At 67.7% G+C, this 21,064-nt stretch carries 12 protein-coding genes; 3 read left to right on the top strand and 9 right to left on the bottom strand.

Features of this window, described 5'->3' with window-relative positions; genetic code table 11:
* Positions 1–5: 5 nt before the first annotated feature.
* The 8 genes from NR792_RS06985 to NR792_RS06950 all read right to left on the bottom strand — a co-directional run bounded on the left by NR792_RS06985 (position 6) and on the right by NR792_RS06950 (position 15,664).
* A complete protein-coding gene (locus NR792_RS06985) occupies positions 6–770 on the bottom strand; it encodes a hypothetical protein (RefSeq protein WP_375759284.1) in 765 nt (254 codons plus the stop codon).
* A 1,261-nt stretch (positions 771–2,031) separates the two neighbouring features.
* On the bottom strand, positions 2,032–7,350 hold the full coding sequence (locus NR792_RS06980) for an RHS repeat-associated core domain-containing protein (RefSeq protein ID WP_375759283.1): 5,319 nt from the start codon (positions 7,348–7,350) through the stop codon (positions 2,032–2,034).
* Between the two features lie 1,680 nt (positions 7,351–9,030).
* Positions 9,031–9,399, bottom strand: a complete 369-nt coding sequence (locus NR792_RS06975) for a response regulator (RefSeq protein ID WP_375759282.1) — start codon at positions 9,397–9,399, stop codon at positions 9,031–9,033.
* A 2-nt stretch (positions 9,400–9,401) separates the two neighbouring features.
* A complete protein-coding gene (locus NR792_RS06970) occupies positions 9,402–10,970 on the bottom strand; it encodes an RAD55 family ATPase (protein WP_375759281.1) in 1,569 nt (522 codons plus the stop codon).
* 145 nt (positions 10,971–11,115) lie between these two features.
* Entirely contained in the window at positions 11,116–11,895 is a 780-nt protein-coding gene (locus NR792_RS06965; protein ID WP_375759280.1) for a lysophospholipid acyltransferase family protein, read from the bottom strand.
* 28 nt (positions 11,896–11,923) lie between these two features.
* Complete coding sequence (locus NR792_RS06960) at positions 11,924–12,709, bottom strand: exodeoxyribonuclease III (RefSeq protein ID WP_375759279.1); 786 nt, start codon at positions 12,707–12,709, stop codon at positions 11,924–11,926.
* 86 nt (positions 12,710–12,795) lie between these two features.
* On the bottom strand, positions 12,796–14,541 hold the full coding sequence (locus tag NR792_RS06955) for a lamin tail domain-containing protein (RefSeq protein WP_375759278.1): 1,746 nt from the start codon (positions 14,539–14,541) through the stop codon (positions 12,796–12,798).
* A 160-nt stretch (positions 14,542–14,701) separates the two neighbouring features.
* Positions 14,702–15,664 carry an alpha/beta fold hydrolase gene (locus NR792_RS06950; protein WP_375759277.1) on the bottom strand — a complete coding sequence of 321 codons (963 nt, stop codon included), beginning with the start codon at positions 15,662–15,664 and terminating at the stop codon, positions 14,702–14,704.
* 125 nt (positions 15,665–15,789) lie between these two features.
* On the opposite strand from NR792_RS06950, the gene NR792_RS06945 reads away from it, so the two are divergent.
* Both NR792_RS06945 and NR792_RS06940 read left to right on the top strand, forming a co-directional pair.
* On the top strand, positions 15,790–16,587 hold the full coding sequence (locus NR792_RS06945; RefSeq protein WP_375759276.1) for a phytanoyl-CoA dioxygenase family protein: 798 nt from the start codon (positions 15,790–15,792) through the stop codon (positions 16,585–16,587).
* Between the two features lie 20 nt (positions 16,588–16,607).
* A complete protein-coding gene (locus NR792_RS06940; protein ID WP_375759275.1) occupies positions 16,608–17,456 on the top strand; it encodes a WbqC family protein in 849 nt (282 codons plus the stop codon).
* Here the strand turns inward: NR792_RS06940 and NR792_RS06935 are convergent.
* Positions 17,396–19,288, bottom strand: a complete 1,893-nt coding sequence (locus tag NR792_RS06935) for an ATPase (RefSeq protein ID WP_375759274.1) — start codon at positions 19,286–19,288, stop codon at positions 17,396–17,398. The two genes, NR792_RS06940 and NR792_RS06935, sit on opposite strands and share 61 nt — an antisense overlap.
* Positions 19,289–19,355: 67 nt before the next feature.
* On the opposite strand from NR792_RS06935, the gene NR792_RS06930 reads away from it, so the two are divergent.
* Complete coding sequence (locus tag NR792_RS06930) at positions 19,356–21,017, top strand: acyl-CoA dehydrogenase family protein (RefSeq protein WP_375759273.1); 1,662 nt, start codon at positions 19,356–19,358, stop codon at positions 21,015–21,017.
* The last annotated feature ends 47 nt before the right edge of the window (positions 21,018–21,064 follow it).

Raw genomic sequence — 21,064 nt, 5'->3', positions numbered from 1 at the left:
GGTGGTCAGTGCCACTGGATGTCGTCAATGAAGAGCACAAGCGGCTTGACGTCCAGCCCGCCCGCCGACCAGCCGAAGCCCGCGCCGACCTCGGCGTAGCGGACCTTGCTGATGTCCAGCGTGTACTGCTTGGGCTCGTTGGTCAGCGTGACGTTGATCTTCTTCGCGAAGCCGTCCTTGGTGGCATCGCCGTAGCCCACGAAGAAGTCCACGACCTCGCCGCCGGATTCGCTCCAGGCATAGAAGCTCACGGACTTCGCGCCGTCCGGCACCAGGAAGCCGGGGCGCGGGTCATCCGCCCAGGCGCCTTCCGGGAACTGCCAGTAGACGCCGGCCCAGGCGTCATCCTTCTTGGTGGCGGTGAACTTGTGGCAGTTGCCCAGGCCCGCACCGGGACGGGGCGTGTGACAGATGGGCTCGTCCACCAGCCCCCCCTGCGTGCCTCCGCCCGAACCCATGTAGCCGCTGGCCGCCCAGGTGCCGTCCACGGCCAGGGGCAGCGTCGTCTGCGTGCCCGCGTCCACGCCGGCATCCGTGGTGGTGCCCGCGTCCGTGGTCGTGCCCGCGTCCGTGCCCGCGTCCGTGGTCGTGCCCGCGTCGGTCGTGGTGCCGGCGTCCGTGGTGGTGCCCGAGTCCGGCTTGGTGGTGCCGGCGTCGTTCTGGGTGCTGGGGGTGGGGTCGTCCTCAGGGTCACAGGCGCCAACGAGCCCCGCGACCGCGAAGACTCCAACGGCCGCCAACGTCCACTTGAAACGCGTGTTGCGAAGCATGAATCCCCTCCGGGTTGTCTTGCTGGGATGACTTCGTTCTTACGACGAAGAAATCAAAAGCTGCTGGAAGCCGCCGCCCGCATGTCGCGCCGCGTCACCCACGCCACCATACGTCAGAGGAGAATCCGCTCTCTCCCGCCGCCCTGGCTCCTGCCAGCTGGAGCCATCCGGCGTCCCCGCCCATCGCGAACATGCGAGTTCGTTCGATTGGCGAAGAAATACCAGCCCCCTTTACCCATTTGCAAGCCGCCGGACACGGGCTCCGCGGGGTAAATCCGTTGATGCAGTGCGCCGTGGCGCCCGGGTGCGCACCGTCAGTGGAGATGGGTGGAATGCCAGCCCCGAGTGAGCGACCACACCGCGCCAGGATGCGCGGGGCCGACCTCAAGGCTGGAAGCCCCTGGAGCCGTCGTTCACGGCTCCAGGGTTTCGCCCTCCAGCCCAGTCCCTGACCCGCTCACTCCTCGCGGCGCTCGCCGAGCACGGTCCGCGTCTGTCATCAAGCGTCCCGGCACGTCATTGGCCGGACGACTACTCGGCTTCTCCGAGGAGGAATCTCAAATGAGGGGATAGCTCAGGGTCAGAGCCTCAACGACTATCTCAAATGAGTTCTGGACCGCCCCGTCGAATCAATCGCCGCACGTTCCGCACAATCAGAATCAGAACTCCTCCCAGTCCGAAGAACAGGACGGTAAGTACGGGCATCGTGAGGACCTCTAATCCCGACACCTCGTACCTGTACGAAGCTAATTCTCTTGTCTCCGTGGTCGAAAACAGCATCTCACGATACAAATGAACGTCATCACCAATATCGGAGGAACGACAAGCAACAAGCCGGGCAGGACCCGCCGACAGCATCAATGTTATTCCCAGCCCCCACCGTTCACCCGGCCAGTCCCCACACACCTCTTCGACGTCAAGCTTGAGTCTCCTCAGATACTCCTCGGAAACCGGGGCGCTCTGGCTTGATCCTATTGTCCTCAGAAGCCGTCCCTCCAGACATTCCACTTCAAAGACATGACATGCCTTTGGGTCCGAGGCAGCAACTGCCGCTGGCGCCCGGACTTCAAGCATCCCGCCAGGGGCGACATGATAATGGACGACTGAATCGACCCTATCTGCCGAGGAAACCACCCCCTCACCGCTAGGTGGTACCACGAGATAGCCCCAGCGCAGCCGCGTGACAACGGCTGCCCCAAGGCTGCTCATAATCAACAGCGTAAGAGCCGTCAGCAGCGCTCTGGACATTTTACCCACGGGGTCAGGGGAATCGGGTGACTGGGACCGGAGCAGCCCAGGCCGGAGCATTCGTCAACGGTATGGATGGCTGACCATACGTGTCTGGCAGAAGCCAAGTATCATCAGGCGCCTGCTGACGCCGGTTGGGCGGAACCAACATGCAGAAGCCACCACGGCAGTCGACATTGTCATTGGGATTGACCTCCACATCACTTCTTGCGCAGACATTGTCCTTTCCATAAATCTTCACCCAGCTCCCCCCATGAAAGAAACCATCAATCTGTCCTGGATACTCCATCCCCGAGGGCACAACAAACCATCCGCCTGTTTCCGGCTTCACCGGAACAGGCGTTGGGCCATAATTTCGGAACCAGAGCCCGTTGTCGTCTACAAAAAACAAGGGGTTGTTCGAGGCATAGGAGTACGCAGCCAGAGAACGCCCACCCACCAGATAGGACAGAACCGAGGATGCATCCGCCAGCAACGGCTCCGGCTGCAGGTACCGCCCCACACTCGGGTCGTAGTAGCGGTTCCAGTTCTCGAAGAGGTCCGTCTCCGCGTCGTAATAGTGCCCCATGAAGCGCAGGGGCGTCCAGAAGGGCTGCGCGCCCGTCTGATAGCGCTGATACTCGAAGCTCTCCATCGCAGCGCCCGCGGACGTATTCGGCCCGGTGCTGTCGGGCGGGCCCGCTGCGATGTGCACCGACATTCCGTTGGCAGGCAGCGACAACCAGGGGGTTATCACCTGGTTCATCTCCGAATCCTCGTAGGTCGCCTCCTGGGGATCCAAAAGGTCGTTCGTCGAGACCCTCACGCCGTCCTGCCCATCATGGATGTCGATGAACACGAACCGGGCCCGCGCACGTACCTGGACACTGCTGTTCTCCGCGGCCTGAGTGAAGCCCGCGAAGGTCTCTCCATCATCATCTGGATAGGGAATCGTGGAGCTGTCCGGCGTGGAGAGCCGGTTGACATGGCCGAACGGCTGGTAGTCCGCCGCGCCTGCCACCAACCCATCGCCGTTCAGCATCAGGAGTGGCTTGCCCACGATGTCCGTCACGGGGAAATAGACACCGCAGGCCGCGGACTCGCCATCCCGGCGGCAATCCACGGTCGAGTCGGACTCACGGACATTCTGCGTCGCATCCAGCCGGCCACGGAAGAGCATCACCGGACGCCCTCCAAGCCAGATGTAGTCATCCACCACGCGGAAGCTTCCCTGGAACGGAACGACCTCATTCCATCCCTGGTCAACCAGGAGCTGGTTGCCAGTCCCATGGAAGAACTCATCCCGCCGATTGAACGGGTTGACCTTCGCGCGCCTGCGCCCCAGGGCATCGTAGAAATAGTTGTACGTCAGGCCGTTGACGCGCACCGCACGGAAGACGGACTCGCGCGCGGCCCCCTGCCCGTCCTGGGTGTTGAAGGGGCCATAGCCCATCTCCATGAGGTTCGCGGGCTGGCCCGTGGTGTAGTGTCCCATCTCCTTGGTCACGGCGCGTCCGTCCGCGTCATAGGTGAAGTCCACCTCCTTGTACTGCCCGGATGGCGGCGTCACGGACAACAGCAGGTCCGAGCGCGTCCCAGTCTCATACGCAAGCGTGTATGGGTAGGCGCTGGAGAACTGGCTGAACTGGGACCGGTTGCCCCGGCGGTCGTAGCCAAAGTTCTGCTCCACGAAGGCTCCGCCTGTCGCGTCCCAGTTGCCTGCGGACCGAGACGCGGACGTCAGCCGTAGGGGCCGGTCATAGGCAAACAGCTCCGTCCTGGGCGTCGTCGCTCCCAGAAGACACGTGTCCGTCCGAGCCACTTGATCGGCATTCCACGTATAGGTGCGCTTGTAGATGCCACCATCGTTGAAGGTGCTGCCCGGATTGAAGTCATCCCGGTATACGCGCAGCGAGCGCAGCCGCCCCGTCAGATCCGAATTCGCGGCGGACGGGAAGGCCACTGAGCAACCAGTAGGGGCCTGCGTGCCATCATCCCCCAGCGCGTACTCCACGGCCACCGGGCTTGATTGCGGGGGCAACGGGTTGATCTGATAGCCCCGCAGACCTCCGAACGGCTCCCACGCCACCTTGCTCAGCAGTCGTTTGGTTTGCGGACCAGAGCTCGTGAACAGATTCACATCAATGGCGGAGACCCGATGCGCATTCGCCTGCATCCCATAGACATAGGTGACGGTGCGGCCATACGGATACTGCACGCCCGACAACCGGCCAAGGCTGTCGTACATGTACAGCGTCTCCAGCTCCGGCGTACACTCCCAGTCGCCCTGTCGCTGGCGCGCCTCCGCCTCCACCCGCCCCAGGACGTCGTAGCTGTACCAGGTGCGGCCCAGCGAGTCGTCGCGATACAGCATCCGTCCCGCAGAATGCATATTGGTGCTGCCGCAGCGGTAAGGCACCGCCGCGTCCGCGTCATAGCCGAAGCGGTAGAGCACCTCACTCACGGGCGTTGAGCCGCTGCTCCTGCGCGTCGCGATCCTGGGCCGGCTCAGGATGTCGTAGCTGTACTCCAGCCACTCGTTGGCCAACCGCATGGCCTCCGTCTGCTTCACGAGCAGGTTGCCACGTGCGTCGAAGGACTGGCGCACCGGCCCGGTGGCATGCGGAAGCTGTGCCTGAACAAGATTTCCGAAGTCGTCGTACTGGTACGAAGCCAGCAGTCCACAACCCGCGACCGCGCTGGCACAGCCCGCGCGAACGGCGTTCACGTTGCCGTGGGCATCGTAGGCGAGCGTCGTGTGCTGTTCGACACCGCCTGTCAGGAACTCAGAGACGCGGTTGAGGCGGTCCGCCGAGTCGTACCCCATCTGGGTGCAGAGTGCGGACAGGGTCGCATCCGGATTGCGGCAGAAGTCAGGGGCGGCATTGAAGGGCCGGCCGGTCGCGATCAGATTGCTATTGAGGTCGAAGCCGCTGACGGAGGCGAAACTTCCTGCTCCCTGCCCCTGCCTGGCATAGGTGGGGCGCAATTGTGGGTCCGGATGTTGCGTTGACTGAGTCCGAAGTTCCTCGACGCCATTGCGGCGGGAACGCCGCTCCTCGGTCTTCAACGCACCGCCAGGCCAGTAGGTCCTGACCGATTTTTCGCTCCAGTCCGCTCCAAACTCATCATCCGCCATGGCCACCCACTGGAGCTGGCTTGTCTTCTGCCCACCCTGGCATCCCGCCCCAGCGGTGCCGGTCCGATAGCAGTAGACAGTCCAGACCCCATCAGGCTTCTGTACCGCGCGCACCTGTGGTCCGTCGTAGCGCAGGAACGTTGACAGGCCCTCACCCGATGCCGCTACGAGACGCCCTCCCTGGTACGTCATCGTCATGATGGCGCCTTGAGGAGTGATGACCTTGGTTGCAACGCCGCGCGCGTCGTAGTCCTGGTATTCGGTCGTGAGCGGTGACCAGGCGCATGTCTCGGCATCGTGATACGTGTAACGCGACACCTTCCAGAGGCGCCCCGCGTTGTTGCTGCGCTCTACGGAGGGCGGTCCGTAGTATCGATACTGGGTGATGGGGAAATCAGAGCCCGTACAGCCCGTCGCCTCTGGGTCACTCACGAGACAAGGCCCTCGCACCTCCTTCAGCACGGTGCCGCCCGTATCGGCTTCCCCAGAGCACTTGAGGTGGTTGTAGTAGAAGATGCCGACATGCCGGGCCACGGGGCTTGACCATGTACCAGTCACCGCGTTGAACGTCTGGGTGAAGCCGGAGCGGATGACGGACTTCACGAACCGTGTCGACGTGTCGTAGGTCGTCCGCGTGACGACCTGGCCATTCGGCTGCAACACGGACGGCAGGGTGTTCGTGGAGAACTCCACCGGCTTCCAGGGGCTTGGGATTGATCCCGAAGGAAAGCTGGCGAACTCCTGGGTCGTCGTTCCACCCACGACGCCCCCGTTGCCGTAGAAGTCCTGGCCGTACCCCCGAGACACCTGCTTCACCGGATTGGCAGTCCCGGAAATGGAGCCCGTGCCCGCCGGAGCGAAGGTCATCTGAGTGGTGTCGTAGCGCCCGAGCTTGTTCCGGGCAGAGCTCATGTAGAGCGTGCCATCCGCTGGCGTCGCATACCCATAGCTGACATCTCCGGCCGCGAAGCTCATGCAGTTGCCCGACACGCACGTGTCCTGGACTCCGTCCAGGATGGCGTAGGGCGCGTAAGCGGTACTCCGGGAGAAGAACCTGCGGCGATATTGAACCGACGTGCCGGCGGAGTCGCCTGAAGTCGCGGTCGTGGGCTCCGCCGAGGGGGGGACACAGTTGGATCCGCCTCCCATGGCGGCCGGACCATCGCAGTCACCGGAACCCGCGTTCATGGCCATGGTGGTGGTCGTACCCGTGCTGACCGACGCCACCTTCCCGGACTGATACGTATGTCCCGTCAGGACCGACTGATTGACCGAGATCTTCCACGCCGTGGAGGTGGCGGTCGTCGCGGTGGTGTCCTCGTAGGAGACGCTGTCCCCGGTTTCCGGATAGTCAATCCGGGAAAGAAGGCCGGCTTGTTCGAAGCTGAGGCCCGACGCAAGGGGATAGTGGTAGACCGCGACTGCGGTTTCGACGGAACTGCCTGAGTTGGGGTTGTTGCGCAGATACAGCGTGTCCAGGACGCACTCCATTCCTGGAGTGACTCCCGGTGCGGAGATGACGGGCCGATAGGACAGGCGTAGTCGGCTGCCCTCCTCTGTCGTGACCGTGGAGAGATACGGCACCCCATTGCCCAGGGCGCTCGCACCCGGGCAGGCGAACACCTGGCCGTTCTGATTGAACGGAGGGGGCGCCGCGTACGTCAGCGTGAGGCGTACACGCGGAGTTCCCGTCAGACGATCCTCCTCGATACGGCTCAGGAAGAAGCGCCGCACCAGACCGCCGGCCGTCGCTGTCCACCTGTGGCCATAGACGAAGCGGCCTTCCCCCGGCTTGGTGAGGATGAAGGTCCCGGTGCTGGCCCAGAAGAGGCTGGCGTTGGACCAGCGGCTGTTTGTGCGGAGCGTGGCGTAGCAACCGGAGCCGGTGAGCTGGCAGGCCGCGAACTCGATGATTTCGCCCTCCGTATCGCGTACGGCCCAGGTGCTGACCCCGGGAACACTCCCCTGGAAGTGGACGAAGCTGTAGAGGGTGTGCCACCAGCGCATGGAGCTCTGGCGGGTCGGACTGGAGCCAAAGGGCTTCGCGATGAACGGCTCCGTGCTGTTGCCCAACATCGACTGGTAGGACCAGAAGTTGTCGGTGGAGACGTACTTGCGGACGAAGTTCAGGCCGCCCTGCTCCCCGTGGATGCCCACATCCGTCGCGGTAAAGCGCGTGGTGAAGTCCTTCAGGTTCACGCGAGGGGCGGACATGGAGGAGACACCGGAGGTCGCGACCGTCTCGCCACCAACTCCACAGACTTCAGGTTCGGGTTCCGGACGCCCCTCCCCTTCCTCCGCGCCAGTTCCCCCACCAGTCCCAACGCCGCGGCCTCCACCACCGCGTGGGACATCAGGACCCGGCAGGTGCTCCCGCGGTGGGTTTGTCAGGCCTCTCCCCGGCAGGGGAGTCCTGACGCCGACAATGCGAGGGCCCATTACGGTGGTGGTGCCCTCGGCACTGCACTCAATTGGATTTCCGGTCTCGTCCAGCGTACAGGTAGGCTCGGCGCTGGCGCTGGGGCCACCACCCGGGTTGCCAAAGCCTCCTTGGGCGTAGGCGCAGACGGGGCCCGCCGCGCAATAGGTGCCGCTGAGGGTCCTCGCCCCCGTGAAGGTATCAATCTGTGGCTTGATTGCCGCGCAGGTGTTGCCACACGCGTTGCTGTCTTCGCAGGAGGTTCCGCCGGGTGCGCATTGGAAGTTTTGTGAGCTTCCCGTGCCACAGTGCATCTCACCCGCGATGTAACCTGTTTCACTGCAGGATTTGCTGGACACACAGCACTGGAAGTTCCCTCCGGCCTGGGTGTTGCCGTAAAGCCCGAACATCGGGGCCTTCAGACATCCGTTCGGGCCGCTGCATGAGGTCTGGGAATCCCCCGAGCCCAGGCAGTAGCCGACGTTCAACCCATCCCCACAACCGCAGGTCCAGCGCACATACTGGCCCGACCGCAGTTCGCAGTAGTCGAACGTGGAGCTGCCAGCGCAGCCTTCGTTCAGGGTGCCATCCCGGTCGTCGTCACAGGCGTTACCGCAGTAGTCCATCGGCTGGGCCGTGGGAGGCTGGCACGGTCCCAGGTTCTCACCGTCCAAGCACATCGCGGTGCCGCCCGCGCCACACGCACCGCAGGACTGCGGCTGGGTGCCGGCCATGCAGTCGCCCCACTCCCCCACGCCCCCTGGAGGCGCCGAGCACTGTTTGACGCCGTTACACCCCCCGCTGGTGGTGCATGAGGTCGTTTGACCCGAGGAGCACATGGGCGCGGCTTCCGCCCCTCTCCAGGCAACCAGGCAAAGGACACACAACAACATCCGGACAGACAAAGGCATCGCCGTCTCCGACGGAGAAGAATGCTTGAAGAGGAAAGAGGGGATCAGCCGCGGGAAGGCGCCACGGCACCCTTCCACTCCGCGGGGGGAACGCAGATGCGGGTGCGGGCCCCGGGATGCGGCCGCGAGCACTTCCACTGCGCCGGGCACCCGGCTTCGCCGGTGCAGGTCTGGCTGCAGAAGTATCCCTCGTCGGGCAAAGCCCCCGCGTGGAGGCAGAGGCCGGACTTGCATCCGGAGGCACCAAACTTCGTGCAGTCCTCGCCAACTTCATTCGAAGCGGTCTCCGCCAGCGCCGTGCGGTGCTCGGCAAGGACACCTGAGGGTTCGGCGGCCGGAGCCGGCTGCTCAGCGGAACACGCCAATACGCCTGCCATCAGTCCACCCAGGAGCCAGGAAGACCGGAGACACACACACCAGAGCGATTTCAAGACGCCTTCCCGGTCGATGACCGACACGAGGGCGCCAACGCTTGAGCTGTCACCCAGTCAACACGGCGACATAGTTTGCCCATGACATTCATGTCAAGGTCACGGGCTGCCGCCTTCAATTCCAGACAGGTTTTCAGTGCGTCAGGGGCGGTGCGCCGATGATGCGGCGGACCACGGCGAGCAGCTGATCAATGTCGAAGGGCTTGGGCAGGAAGGCCGCGCACGGCAGGTGCTGCCAGAACTCCGGCGGGCTGGCGCTCATCATCACCACCGGCACGTCGCGCAGGACCGGGTCCTGCTGCATGGACTCCAGCACGCCCGGCCCGTTGAGCACCGGCATCATGTAGTCGAGCAGCACCATCGCCGGACGCTCCTGCCCCATTCGCTCCAGGGCCTCGCGGCCGTTGAGCGCGGTGACGGTGCGGTAGCCTTCGTCCGACAGGAGGTCCCGCACGGCCTCCACGATGCCGAACTCGTCGTCGACGATGAGGACGGGCCCCATGGTCAGCTGCCTCGGCGCTTGCGGACGTTCCGGCGCGGTTTGGACGGGCTGGCCCTGGTGGAGGACGGGGTATTCGCGCGCGGCTTGCGGCGCGGTTTCGGCAGCGGGGCCGGCTCCGGAGTCCGCGTGCGTGCGAGCCCCGTCATCAGCATCTGTCCTTCCGCGAAGGGCTCTCCGACCTCGAGCCCCTCGCTGGTGATGTCCAGCTCGCGCAGCGCGGGGTCATAGGCGCTGTTGCGCACCTTGAGCGCCGCGATGAAGCGGCGCAGCCCGGAGTGCAGCTCCACCATGCGCAGGAACAGGATGTTCTCCGCCACCATGGAGATGCCCTTGAGCGGGAACTTCACCTCCGGCCCGAAGGCGGAGGAGGCCTCGACGGTGTAGACGAGCGTCACCTCGCGCACGCGGCACTCGTTGACGAGCGCCGCCAGGAAGCGGGCCACCCGCGCCTGGCGCGTCGAGGAGCGCAGCAGCGCTTCGTAGCCGTCCAGGAAGATGCGGCGCACCCGGCCGCTGCGGATGGTGGTCAAGAGCTCCATCCCCAGCTTGTCGAGGATGTTCTCCGTGGGGGGCCGGAAGCTCACCTCCAGGTCCCCGCGCTCCATCAGGGGCTGCATGTGCATGCCCACGCCCGCCGCCTGGGCGAGCATCCGCTCCGGCGCGTCGTAGAAGGCGAAGTAGTGGCCTCGCTCTCCCCGGCGGGCACCCTCCGCGAGGAAGGCCAGCCCCAGCAGCGTCTTGCCGCTGCCCGGAGGCCCCAGGAGGATGGTGGTGGAGCCCGCGGGCACGCCGCCCTTGAGCATGGTGTCCAGGCCCGGCACGCCGAAGGCGTCGCGCTCGCGCTTGCCCGCCCCGGGCACCAGGTTGCCGTCCACCATGGACTCCAGGCGGGGGTAGACGGTGAGCCCGTCGCCGGTGATTTCAAAGCCGTGCTGTCCCAGCTTGTACGCGCTGCCCCGGAACTTGCGCACGCTCAGCTCGCGCAGGGTGCGCACGCCGAAGGTGCGCTGCTGCAGCACCAGCAGGCCGTCCACCATGGTGTGCTCCGCGCGCAGGCCCTTGGTGCCGCCGGTGGTGAGCACGACCGTGGTGCAGCCGATGAGGCCCGTCACGACCTGGAGGCCGTGGATGAACTTCTTGAGCGCCTGCCGCGACGGCGCCAGCTCCTCCGCCGCCAGCAGTCCGTCCAGCACCAGCAGCGACGCCTTGTGCGACTTGATTTCCCTGCGCACCAACTCCGCGAGCGCGTCCAGCCCGCCCTGCTCCAGGATGGTGAAGGCGCTCAGGTAGCTGATCTTCCCCGGCACGCAGGCCGGGTCGAAGAACGACAGCGTCTGCAGGTTGCTCACCAGCTCCGTGTGCGACTCCGCCAGGAGCGTGAGGTAGAGGACCTGGTGGCCCTGGGCCGCCTGATGGAAGCAGATCTGATTGGCGAGGATGGTCTTGCCCGCCCCCGGCAGGCCCAGGACCATGTACATGCGCCCCTTGCGCAGGCCTCCGCACAGCACCGTGTCCAGGCCGGGGATGCCCGTGGACACCCGCTGCTCTTCACGTGGACCGCCCGGGGTCATCACAGTTTCCTTCCTGGGCGCCGCGCGCCGAGCCGGGCCGTGGAGGACGGACCTGGGGACTCCTTAGTCCAGACCCTCCTGGCGGGTTGAACAATCTGGGGCGCGAGCGTTGCTGAACGACACGCGCCCCCGGTCCGCAGGCCGCTCAGCGGGCGGCGTGGGTGTCCGTCGCAGGGACGGGGGCCGCGCTCCCGGTCAGCGGCTTGAGCGTCGCGCGCAGGGCCTCGATCTGGGCACGCGCCCGGGTCTTGAGCGTCTCCACGTCATCCAACGTCATCCCCTTCGTGGAGATGGGCATGCCCACCGTCACCAGCCCGCGCGACGTGGCGAAGCGCCACGAGTGCTTGGGCAGCGCGAGCCGCGTGCCGCTCACCGCCAGGGGCAGCACGTCCGCCTGCATCTCGATGGCGAGCCGGAAGGCGCCGTCCTTGAACGGCAAGAGCTCATCCGTCTTGGAGCGCGTGCCCTCCGGGAAGATCATCACCGGCATCCCCTTGCGCATCCACTCCTTGCAGCGCGCCATGGCGCCGGTGGCCGAGTCGCGGTCGCCGCGCTCCACCGGGATGTCGCCGGCGATGCCCATCATCCAGCCCACCACGGGCACCTTGAAGAGGCTCGCCTTGCCCAGCCACTTCATCTCCCACGGCAGGTGGGAGATGAGGAACGGATCCGCGTTGGACTCGTGGTTGCTCACCACCACCGTGTTGGCCGCCACGTGGTCCGGCACCGGGCCGTGCACGCCGAAGCGCCAGAAGGGCGTGAGCTTCGCGGCGGTGACGCCCACCAGGCGGAAGCAGCGGCCCACCACGTACTTGCGCTTGTCGAACAGGAACGTGGTGATGAGCAGGAAGAGCTGGACGAAGAAGCCCACCAGGGCCACGAGGCCCACCTCGACCCAGGTCCAGATGGAGAGCAGTGCGTTCATGAGGGGGGTGCCTTGGGCATGAGGGGGTTCAGGTGAGGACCGAGGGGTCCAGGTCCACGCTCACGGGGCAGTGATCCGACCCGTGGACATCCGGATGCACGGCGGCCTTCTTCACGTAGCCGAGCGCCGCGGGGGTGGCCAGCACGTAGTCGATGCGCCAGCCGATGTTCTTCTCGCGCACGCCGGCGCGCTGGCTCCACCAGGAGTAGTGGCCGCCCTTTGGGTTGAAGTGGCGGAAGGTGTCCACCCAGCCTGAGCGGATCCACCGGTCGAACTCCTCGCGCTCCTCCGGGCGGAAGCCGCTCGTCTCGCGGTTCTCACGCGGGCGCGCCAGGTCGATGTCCTGGTGGGCGGTGTTGAAGTCGCCCATCACCAGCACGCGCTGGTTGTCGCGCAGGGGCTTCTCCAGGCGCGCGAAGAGGCGGCGGTAGAAGTCCAGCTTGAAGGGGATGCGGGAGAGGTCCCGGTCCTTCCCGTTGCCGTTGGGGAAGTAGCCGTTGACCACGGTGAGCTTGCCGAAGCGGGCGAACTGGAGGCGGCCCTCCGCGTCCATCTCCGGGGCGTCCAGGGTGGTGGTGAGCTCTTCGGGTTCGTGGCGGCTGAAGAGGCCCACGCCGCTGTAGCCGGGGCGCTCGGCGGCCACGAAGTGGGTCTTCCAACGGCGGGGAGCGCGAACCTCCGCGGGGAGCTGCTCCACGCGGGCGCGCACCTCCTGCAGCCCCACGATGTCCGCCCGGGCCCTGGACAGCCACGGGAGGAAGCCCTTGCGGTGGATGGAGCGCAGACCGTTGACGTTCCAGGAGACGACTCGCACGCCCCCGCTTATGGCGAAAGCGCGCGGGTATTTCCAGCCCCCACCGGTCCTGGAGGGACGGTGGGGGCCGGTCACTGCTCAGTGCGTCACGGCACCTCGGTGACGCCGCTCGCTCTCGTCTGCGGGTCGCGCGTGATGCGGATGATGAAGTCCGCGGTGTTCACGTTGGTGTCCTCGCTGTTGCCCGCCGTCTTGTCGACGCCGGTCTCCATGGTGGAGCCCGACGAGGCGGCGTTGGCCTTGCGCTCGTAGCTGCCGTCCTTGCCAGGCGTGGTCTTGATGGCCCCGCCTTCCCCGTCGTCACCCGTGCCCCAGCCCAGCTTGTCCACGACGTTGGGATCCGCGAGCTTGTCCGTGAGGCTGCCGGGGCCAATGCGCACGTGGCCACCACCGGCGCCCATGGTGAGGGCCGTGCCCCACTTCGCGTCGGGCGTCCCGGGGCCCTCGAAGGTGTCACGGGCAATCAGGAAGAAGCCATGGGGCGCGATGCGGGCGGAATCCGGCAGCTTGTAGCTGCTGGTGTAGGTGCCACCCTTGTCCTTCTTGTACTGGACCTTCCAGCCGCCGATGTTCACCTCTTCGTTCGTCGGGTTGTAGAGCTCGACGAACTCATCATCCGTATTGGTCGAGCTAGCGGCGGCGACCTCGCTGATGACGACGTGGTTCGTCGTCGGAGCGGAGGAGACCTTCGCCTGGGCGGACACGGACTGGTTGTTGAGCGTGGCCACGATGGTGCCCGTCGAACCGGACGCGCCCGCGGTGAAGGTGAACTTCGCGGAGATCTCGTTGGCCGGCACCGTCACGGTGGCCGGCACGGAGCCCACGTTGCCCGTCGTGGACAGCGCGATGGACGTGGCCGCCGCGGCCGGGATGTCGAGCGTCACGGTGACGTTCGCCGTCTCACCGGAGGACAGGGACACCGTCTCCGGCGACAGGTACGCCAGCGAGGCCGCCTCGGTCGCACCGAGCACGCGCACCGTGGCGGTGCGGGAGGCAGAACCCAGCGTCGCCGTCAGGGTCGCCTTGGTGGAGCCCGCCGCCTCATCCGCCGTCACGACCACCGGCGCCGAGCGCGAACCCGCCGGCACCGTCACCTGGCCGTTGTTGGCCACGACCACCGAGGGGCTGGACGAGGAGACCTGGACCACGACGTCCGTGGTGGCCTCGGCGCTCAGCGTGACCTCGAGCGGCTCCGGGATCGTCTCACCCGTGGTGCCCGTGCGAGCGAAGACCGCGGCCGGCTCCAGCGCGCTCAGCGTCGCCGTGGTGCCCGCGTCGGTGCTCGTGCCCGCGTCCGTCTCCGTGCCCGCGTCGGTGCCCGCATCCGGAGCCGGGCCGGCGTCGATGGCGCCGCCATCCGTGCCCGCGTCCATCTCCGTACCGGCATCCGTCTCCGTGCCCGCGTCGGTCTCCGTACCGGCGTCCGTCTCCGTGCCCGCGTCCGTCTCCGTGCCCGCGTCCGTCTCCGTGCCCGCGTCCGTCGTCGTACCGGCATCCGTCTCCGTGCCCGCGTCCGTCGTCGTGCCCGCGTCAGTCTCCGTGCCCGCGTCAGTCTCCGTGCCCGCGTCGGTCTCCGTGCCTGCGTCAGTCTCCGTGCCCGCGTCAGTCTCCGTGCCCGCGTCGGTGCCCGCGTCAATCGTGGGCGTGATGACCTGACAGCTGTTGTTGCAGCGGTCGCCTTCGTTGCGGTTGCCGTCGTCGCACGCTTCGCCGCTCTCGATGATGCCGTTGCCGCAGACAGGGTTCTTGTCGTCGTCATCACCACCGCACGCCGACAACACCAACAGCACCGCTGACAAAGGGACCAGCAGGTGCCGGGAAGACCAGGACATGGAGACTCCGTGTTGAGTACTGAGCCTCCCTCCAAACCACAAAATTACAGGCCGACGCAAACCAGGCTCGGTGACTTCTGGCTCACGCCGTAGGCGCCGTCCGGGTCACCATTTTCTCAGGATCTGGCAGCCCGAATGGGTCGTCCGGACCGTCTCGGCTTCAGCCTGGAGTGACGGGGGTTTGCGCGGAGGTTGAAACCTCCAATCCATGCGCGTCCAGGAAGCCCCGAACCGCCTGGGCGATCTCCGTCCCGGCCTCCAGGAGGCCCGCGTGGCCAGCGTCATCCACCTGGAGCCAGCCGGCCTGGGGCAGCGCGCGGTGCAGCCGCTGCACTTCCGACAGCGGCACGAGGACGTCATCGCTCGCGGCGATGATCAGCACGGGTACCCGGATGGACGGGAGGACGTCCCAGGCGTGGCCCTCCGTGAGGCCGCGCAGCGTGCGCCAATAGGCCTGCGCGCTCATGTGGTAGAGCGCGTCCAGGAACTCGGCGATGTCCTCGCGCGGGGCCCGGGGCCGCAGCGCCCCCACGGCGCGGGCGAACGGATCCGCCAGCGGGCTGGCGATGAAGGCCTTCACCGCGGGCGCCACCACCGGCACCCATGGCGTGCTGGCGGCCAGGGCGCCCTTCGCGGCGGACAGCGCGAAGCGGGAACCCCAGCGCGGATCCGCCGAGCCCGGCACGCCCGGTGTCCCCGCGATGAGCGTCATGGACGGCACCAGGTCCGGGCGCCGACGGTACAGCTCCAGCAGGATGCGCACGCCCATGGAGAAGGCGATGTGGTGCGGCGGCCGGCCGTCGCCGCGCGCCATGGCCGCCTCGGTGACGCGCTCCAAGTCGTCCACGTGTACCTGCACGCGGTAGTCCCCGTCGCGCGACTCCTCGCTCCTGCCGTGGCCGCGGTAGTCCCAGTGCACCACGCGGTGGTCCTGCTCCAGGTCGGCGACAATGTGACGCCAGAAGTTCTCCGACGTGCCGATGCCGTTGGTCAGCAGCACCGTGGGCCGGTCCGCGAGCAGCGCGTCGCGCCCCTCCTCCGGCATGCCCGAGCTGTGGGTGTGGACCGCCACCCGGGTGCCATCCGGGGCGGAGACGAGGTGCGTGGCGCGACGGTAGGGCATCCATGCCCACCATGCGGCCGGGCAGGCGCGGGTGCAAGGGCGGAAGGCCCCGCCCACGAGCGCGCCCTCCCCTGCCCGCGCGACCAGGCTGGACGCGCACGGGCCTTGAGGCAATGGTGCAGCGGATGCTCAGCGTGGAGGCGGAAGGATTGGACGTGGCGGCCGTGCTCGCCCACTACGAGGCGCACGGCTTCGCGCGCCTGGGCCGCGTGCTGGACGACGCGGGCGTGGAGGCCCTGCGCGAGCGGGCGGACGACCTGATGCTCGGCCGCGTGGTGTACCCGGGGATGTTCTTCCAGCCGGACGCCACCACCGGCCGCTACGAGGACGCGCCGCTGGGGCTGGGCTGGCAGGGCCCGTCCCTGGAGTACCGCAAGCTGGAGAAGCTGGAGAAGGATCCACGCTTCCTCGCGTGGCTGGAGAACCCGCTGTTCGAGCGGATCGCCCGCGCGCGCATCCCCGGCGACATCGTCCTGTACCGCGCCATCCTCTTCCACAAGGGCCCCGCGGGTGGCAGCAACCTGCCCTTCCACCAGGACGGCGGAAAGCTGTGGGGCCTCACGCGCGAGCCGGACCTGCAAATCTGGACCGCATTGGACGACGCGCCGGAGGGCGGCGGCTGCCTGGAGGTCATCCCCGGCAGCCACCGCGCGGGACTGGTGACGGCGCTGGGCGGCGTGATTCCGCCGGACCGCGTGGCCTCGGCGGACGCGGAAGGACATGTGGTGCCCCTGCCGGTACGGGCCGGAGAAGCGCTGCTCGTGCACAACCACGTCTGGCACCGCTCCGGGCGCGGCCGGCCCGGACAGCGGCGGCGCGCGTTCTCCGCCTGCTACATGAGCGCGGACACCACCTGCGTGCGCAAGAAGAAGGCCCCGCGCGTGTTCCCGCCGGTGTTCCGCCACCCGGTGCGCGGCGGCTGAAAGGCCCTATCATCCGGGGCGTGTCCGGACACCCTGGAGTCCTCGTCGCCGAGCAGCCCCACTACCTGCCGTGGGTGGACTTCTACGAGCAGGTGGCGCGCGCAGGCACACTGGTGGTGCTGGACGACGTGCAATGGCTCCGCCGCGGCTGGCAGCGCCGCACGCGCGTCGCCCTGCCCCATGGCGTGCCCACGCCGCCTCCGTCCGAGCCCGGCTTCCAGTGGCTGTCCATCCCGCTGGAGGATCCGCACCGCGACACGCGCATCCGCGACCTGGCGGTGGACTCAAGCCAGCCCTGGACGCGCAAGCACCTGCAAGCGCTGGTGACGCTCTACGGAGGCCGGCCCCACTTCCGCGCGCAGGTGCTGCCGCTCCTGGAGCCCTTCTACGACGCCGCCGCGCGCGAGTCCGGGCCGGGGTCGCTGCTCCGCGTGCTGCTGTCCAGCATGGCGCTGTTCTACAAGCCGCTGGGCCTGGAGCCGAACCTGGTGTGTTCCTCCACGCTGGAGCGCCGGGGCGAGGACAAGACGCAGCGGCTGGTGGAGTACTGCCTCCAGACGGGCGCGCACACGTACTACTCGGGGACGGGCTCCACGGTGTACCTGAAGCCCGAGCGCTTCCGCGCGGTGGACGTGCGCCTGCTGTGGCAGCGCTTCCGCCACCCGGACTACGCGCAGGGGCGCGAGGGGCGCTTCGTGACGGGGCTGTCCATCGTGGACGTGCTGGCCAACGTGCCCGTGGAGACGGTGCGCACGTGGCTCCAGCCGTCGCCGTGGGGGCCGTTCGCGGGGGACGGCCCCCAGCCGCTTCAGCGGGCGGACGCGGAGGTGGGCGCGGACGCCTCGGGCTTGTCGAAGCGCACGAAGTAGCTGCGCACGGCGGCGTCCAGCAGCGTGGGGTCCAGGCGCGGCGTCATGCCCTGGTAGTTCGCCATGTCGATGACCTGATCCAACAGGTCGCGAGGCTGGCACGCGGCGAACGGCCGGTGCAGCGGGCGGTAGTGCTCGTCGATGAGGTAGTCCACGGCGCGCGCGTCGTAGGGCACGCCGCGCTTCTTGCACATCATCTGGAAGATCTCGTGGAACTGCTCCTCGTCCGGGCGCTGCACCTCCAGCTTGTAGCGGACGCGGCGCAGGAAGGCGTCATCCACGAGGTCGCTCGGGTCCAGGTTGGTGGAGAAGGCCGCGAACACGTCGAAGGGCACCTGGATCTTCTTGCCGGTGTGGAGCGTGAGGATGTCCACGTCGCTCTCCAGCGGGACGATCCACCGGTTGAGCAGGTCCTTGGGGGACACCTTCTGCCGGCCGAAGTCGTCGATGAGGAGCATCCCGTTGGACGCCTTCATCTGGAACGGCGCCTCGTAGTACTTCACCTCCGGGGTGTAGACGAGGTCGAGCATCTCCAGCGTGAGCTCACCGCCCACCACCACGAGCGGCCGACGGCAGCGCACCCAGCGGCGGTCATATGACGGCATGCCGGGCTCGTCCTCCACGGCGCGGTGGATGTTCGCGTCGAACATCTTCACCACGAAGTCGTCGATGAGCAGCGCGTGCGGGACGAAGATGTCCCCGTCGTAGCAGTTGACCATGCCCTGGCAGATGGCCGTCTTGCCGTTGCCCGGGGGACCGTAGAAGAAGATGGCGCGTCCGGAGTTCATCGCCGGGCCGATGCCGTCGAAGATGTAGTCGCGGATGATCAGGTCGCCGAACTTGTCCTCCATGCGCTGGCGGGTGATGCGGTTGCCGCGCACGGTCTGCTGCTTCACGGCGGCGACCCACTCGTTGAACGGCACGGGCGCGGGACCGTTGTAGCGGTTGCGGTCGAGGATCTGCCGCAGCACGTCCGTCACGAAGGTCGTGAGCTGGTAGATCATCGTGGAGCGGCCCACGCCGGATCCGCCACCGCCGCGGATGTCGATGTACTTCTGCCGGCGCAGGCCCTCGATGACCTCGTCCACCAGCGCGGTGGGCAGTTGCAGGCGCGTGGCCACGTCCATGCCGCGCATCTCGCCCGCGAAGAAGATGGCCTTGAGGACCAGCTCCTCCACGAACGTGGTGTTGAGGCCGGCCTCCTGCAGCGTCTTCGGCTGCGCGGGCCAGAAGCGGTTCGTCACCGGGGCATCCGACGCCTCACCGCGCCGGAAGCCGCGCCGCTCCGGGCCCACGTAGCCCTGCGGGGGCGCCGTGGCCGCGGTGCGACGGTCGGAGCTGACGGGGCTGCTCGGGCCGCGACGGTCCGCCTCCGGAGGGGGCCCCCTGCGCTCCGCGTCCGGACCACGGCGCTCCGGCCCGGGGCCCGCGCGGCGTTCGGGGTCCACGGGCGCGGGGGGAGGCCCGGGGGGCGCGGTGCGCCGCTCCGTCTGCACGTCCAGCATCTCCTCGTTGAAGGGCGGCGGTGCTCCCGGCGGGGCCACTCCCGCGGACTGGGCGGGCGGCACGCGGGGACGCGGCATCGGATCGAAGATGACGGACGGCAGCGGCGCGGACTGCGCCGGCCTGGAGCGGGTGGGCTCCGGCGGCTTGTCTCCGCCCAGGGGCACCCCGGCCATGGTGGGCGAGCGCGGACGGGGAGGCGTCGCCAGGATGGGGCTCGCCGCGGCGGCGGGCGTCTCCAGGGGAGTGATGCTGCGATTGGGGTCCTGCTCGGCGTCGAAGGAAGACGGACCTGGGCCAGGTGGGGGCCTGCGGGAGAAGTCGGTCATCACGGCTCCGGCGGAGGGGGAGGCCACTCTACCCCACCGTCCGTGCCGGGGGTGTTAACTTCGGGGCATGAGCTTCTTCCAGGCGCCCCCCGTTCTTGGCAATCAGTACGACGACGACGCGTTCCTGCAGGGCTACCTCGCCCGCACCCTTCCGGAGGACATGCTCCGCTCGCTCCAGGACGACTTCCGCGAGCTGGGGGAGCTGGGAGGCAAGTACTTCTACGAGTTCCAGCAGCGCGACCGGCTGAACGAGCCCGTCCTCACGCAGTGGGATCCGTGGGGGAAGCGCATCGACCACATCGAGGTGACGCCGCTGTGGAAGGAGGCGGAGGCGCTGACCGCGAGGAAGGGCCTGGTCGCGGTGGCCTATGAGCAGAAGCACGGCGCGCTCAGCCGCGTGCACCAGTTCGCGCTGAACTACCTGGTGCAGCCGTCGCTGGATGTCTATTCGTGTCCGCTGGCGATGACGGACGGCGCGGCGCGGTCGCTGCTGTCCTTGGGCAACCAGGCCCTCATCGACCACGCCCTGCCCCACCTGACGTCGCGCGACCCTGCGACGTTCTGGACGTCGGGCCAGTGGATGACGGAGCGCACGGGCGGCTCGGACGTGGGGCTCACGCTGACGGAGGCGCGGCAGTCCGCGGAGGGCTGGCGGCTGTACGGCACGAAGTGGTTCACGTCCGCGACGACGGCGCAGATGGCGCTGACGCTGGCGCGGCCCACGGGCAACGGCCCCGGCGGCAAGGGCCTGGCGCTCTTCTTCGTGGAGACGCGGGACGCACAGGGCCGGCTCAACAACATCCAGATCAACCGGCTGAAGGACAAGTTCGGGACGCGCAAGGTGCCCACGGCGGAGCTGACGCTGGACGGGACGCTGGCGGTGCCGGTGGCGGGGCTGACGGACGGCATCCGCAACATGGCGATGATGCTGAACGTGACGCGCACCTGGAACGCGGTGGGCGCGACGTGGGCCATGCGCCGAGCGATGGCGCTGGCGCACGACTATGCGAAGCGCCGGGTGCAGTTCGGCGCGCCGCTGTCGGAGAAGCCGCTGCACGTGGACACGCTGGCGGGGCTGGAGGCGGAGTTCCAGGCGGGCTTCCTGCTGGCGTTCCGCGGGGTGGAGCTGCTGGGCAAGCTGGAGACGCGCACGGCGACGGAGCAGGAGCAGCTGCTGCAGCGGCTGGTGACGCCGCTGGCGAAGCTGACGACGGGCCGGCAGGTGGTGCACATCACGTCGGAGGCGACGGAGTCCTTCGGCGGTGCGGGCTACGTGGAGGACACGGGCCTGCCGCGCATCCAGGCGGACGCGCAGGTGCTGTCCATCTGGGAGGGCACGACGAACGTGCTGTCGCTGGACTCGCTGCGCGCGCTGGCGAAGGAAGGCACGCTGGAGGCGTTCTTCCACGAGGTGGAGGGCCGGCTGTCGAAGGTGACGGACGCGGGCCTGCGGCCGTGCGTGCAGACGGCGCACGACGCGATGGAGCACGCGCGGGCCTGGGTGTCCGGCGCGATGGCGAACCCCACCACGATGGAGGCCGGGGCGCGGCGCTTCTCCCTGACGCTGGGGCGCACGCTGGAGCTGGCGCTCCTGAGCGAGCACGCGCAGTGGTGCCTGGAGCACGGGCACGGGCCGCGCAGCCGCGCCGCGGCGCGCCGGTTCCGGCAGAACGGCGTGGACCTCATCCAGGATGAGATCGACCTGGATGATTCGCGGCTGCTGGGCTGAGCATCGCGACAGGTGCACGCGGCGGGCGCCCCCGTTAAGAAGCGGGC

It is taken from the genome of Corallococcus exercitus (genome assembly GCF_042231735.1).
GTDB classification, from domain to species: Bacteria; Myxococcota; Myxococcia; order Myxococcales; family Myxococcaceae; genus Corallococcus; species Corallococcus exercitus_B.
Note: the sequence above shows the minus strand (reverse complement) of the source record. Positions and strands in the feature narration are given on the sequence as shown.

What these genes read in the sequence shown, in the direction of transcription:
- NR792_RS06985 (WP_375759284.1), bottom strand. Translation starts at nt 770, where the DNA reads ATGCTTCGCAACACGCGTTTCAAGTGGACGTTGGCGGCCGTTGGAGTC.
- NR792_RS06980 (WP_375759283.1), bottom strand. Translation starts at nt 7,350, where the DNA reads ATGTCCGCCCCTCGCGTGAACCTGAAGGACTTCACCACGCGCTTTACC.
- NR792_RS06975 (WP_375759282.1), bottom strand. Translation starts at nt 9,399, where the DNA reads ATGGGGCCCGTCCTCATCGTCGACGACGAGTTCGGCATCGTGGAGGCC.
- NR792_RS06970 (WP_375759281.1), bottom strand. Translation starts at nt 10,970, where the DNA reads ATGACCCCGGGCGGTCCACGTGAAGAGCAGCGGGTGTCCACGGGCATC.
- NR792_RS06965 (WP_375759280.1), bottom strand. Translation starts at nt 11,895, where the DNA reads ATGAACGCACTGCTCTCCATCTGGACCTGGGTCGAGGTGGGCCTCGTG.
- NR792_RS06955 (WP_375759278.1), bottom strand. Translation starts at nt 14,541, where the DNA reads ATGTCCTGGTCTTCCCGGCACCTGCTGGTCCCTTTGTCAGCGGTGCTG.
- NR792_RS06950 (WP_375759277.1), bottom strand. Translation starts at nt 15,664, where the DNA reads ATGCCCTACCGTCGCGCCACGCACCTCGTCTCCGCCCCGGATGGCACC.
- NR792_RS06945 (WP_375759276.1), top strand. Translation starts at nt 15,790, where the DNA reads ATGCTCAGCGTGGAGGCGGAAGGATTGGACGTGGCGGCCGTGCTCGCC.
- NR792_RS06935 (WP_375759274.1), bottom strand. Translation starts at nt 19,288, where the DNA reads ATGACCGACTTCTCCCGCAGGCCCCCACCTGGCCCAGGTCCGTCTTCC.
- NR792_RS06930 (WP_375759273.1), top strand. Translation starts at nt 19,356, where the DNA reads ATGAGCTTCTTCCAGGCGCCCCCCGTTCTTGGCAATCAGTACGACGAC.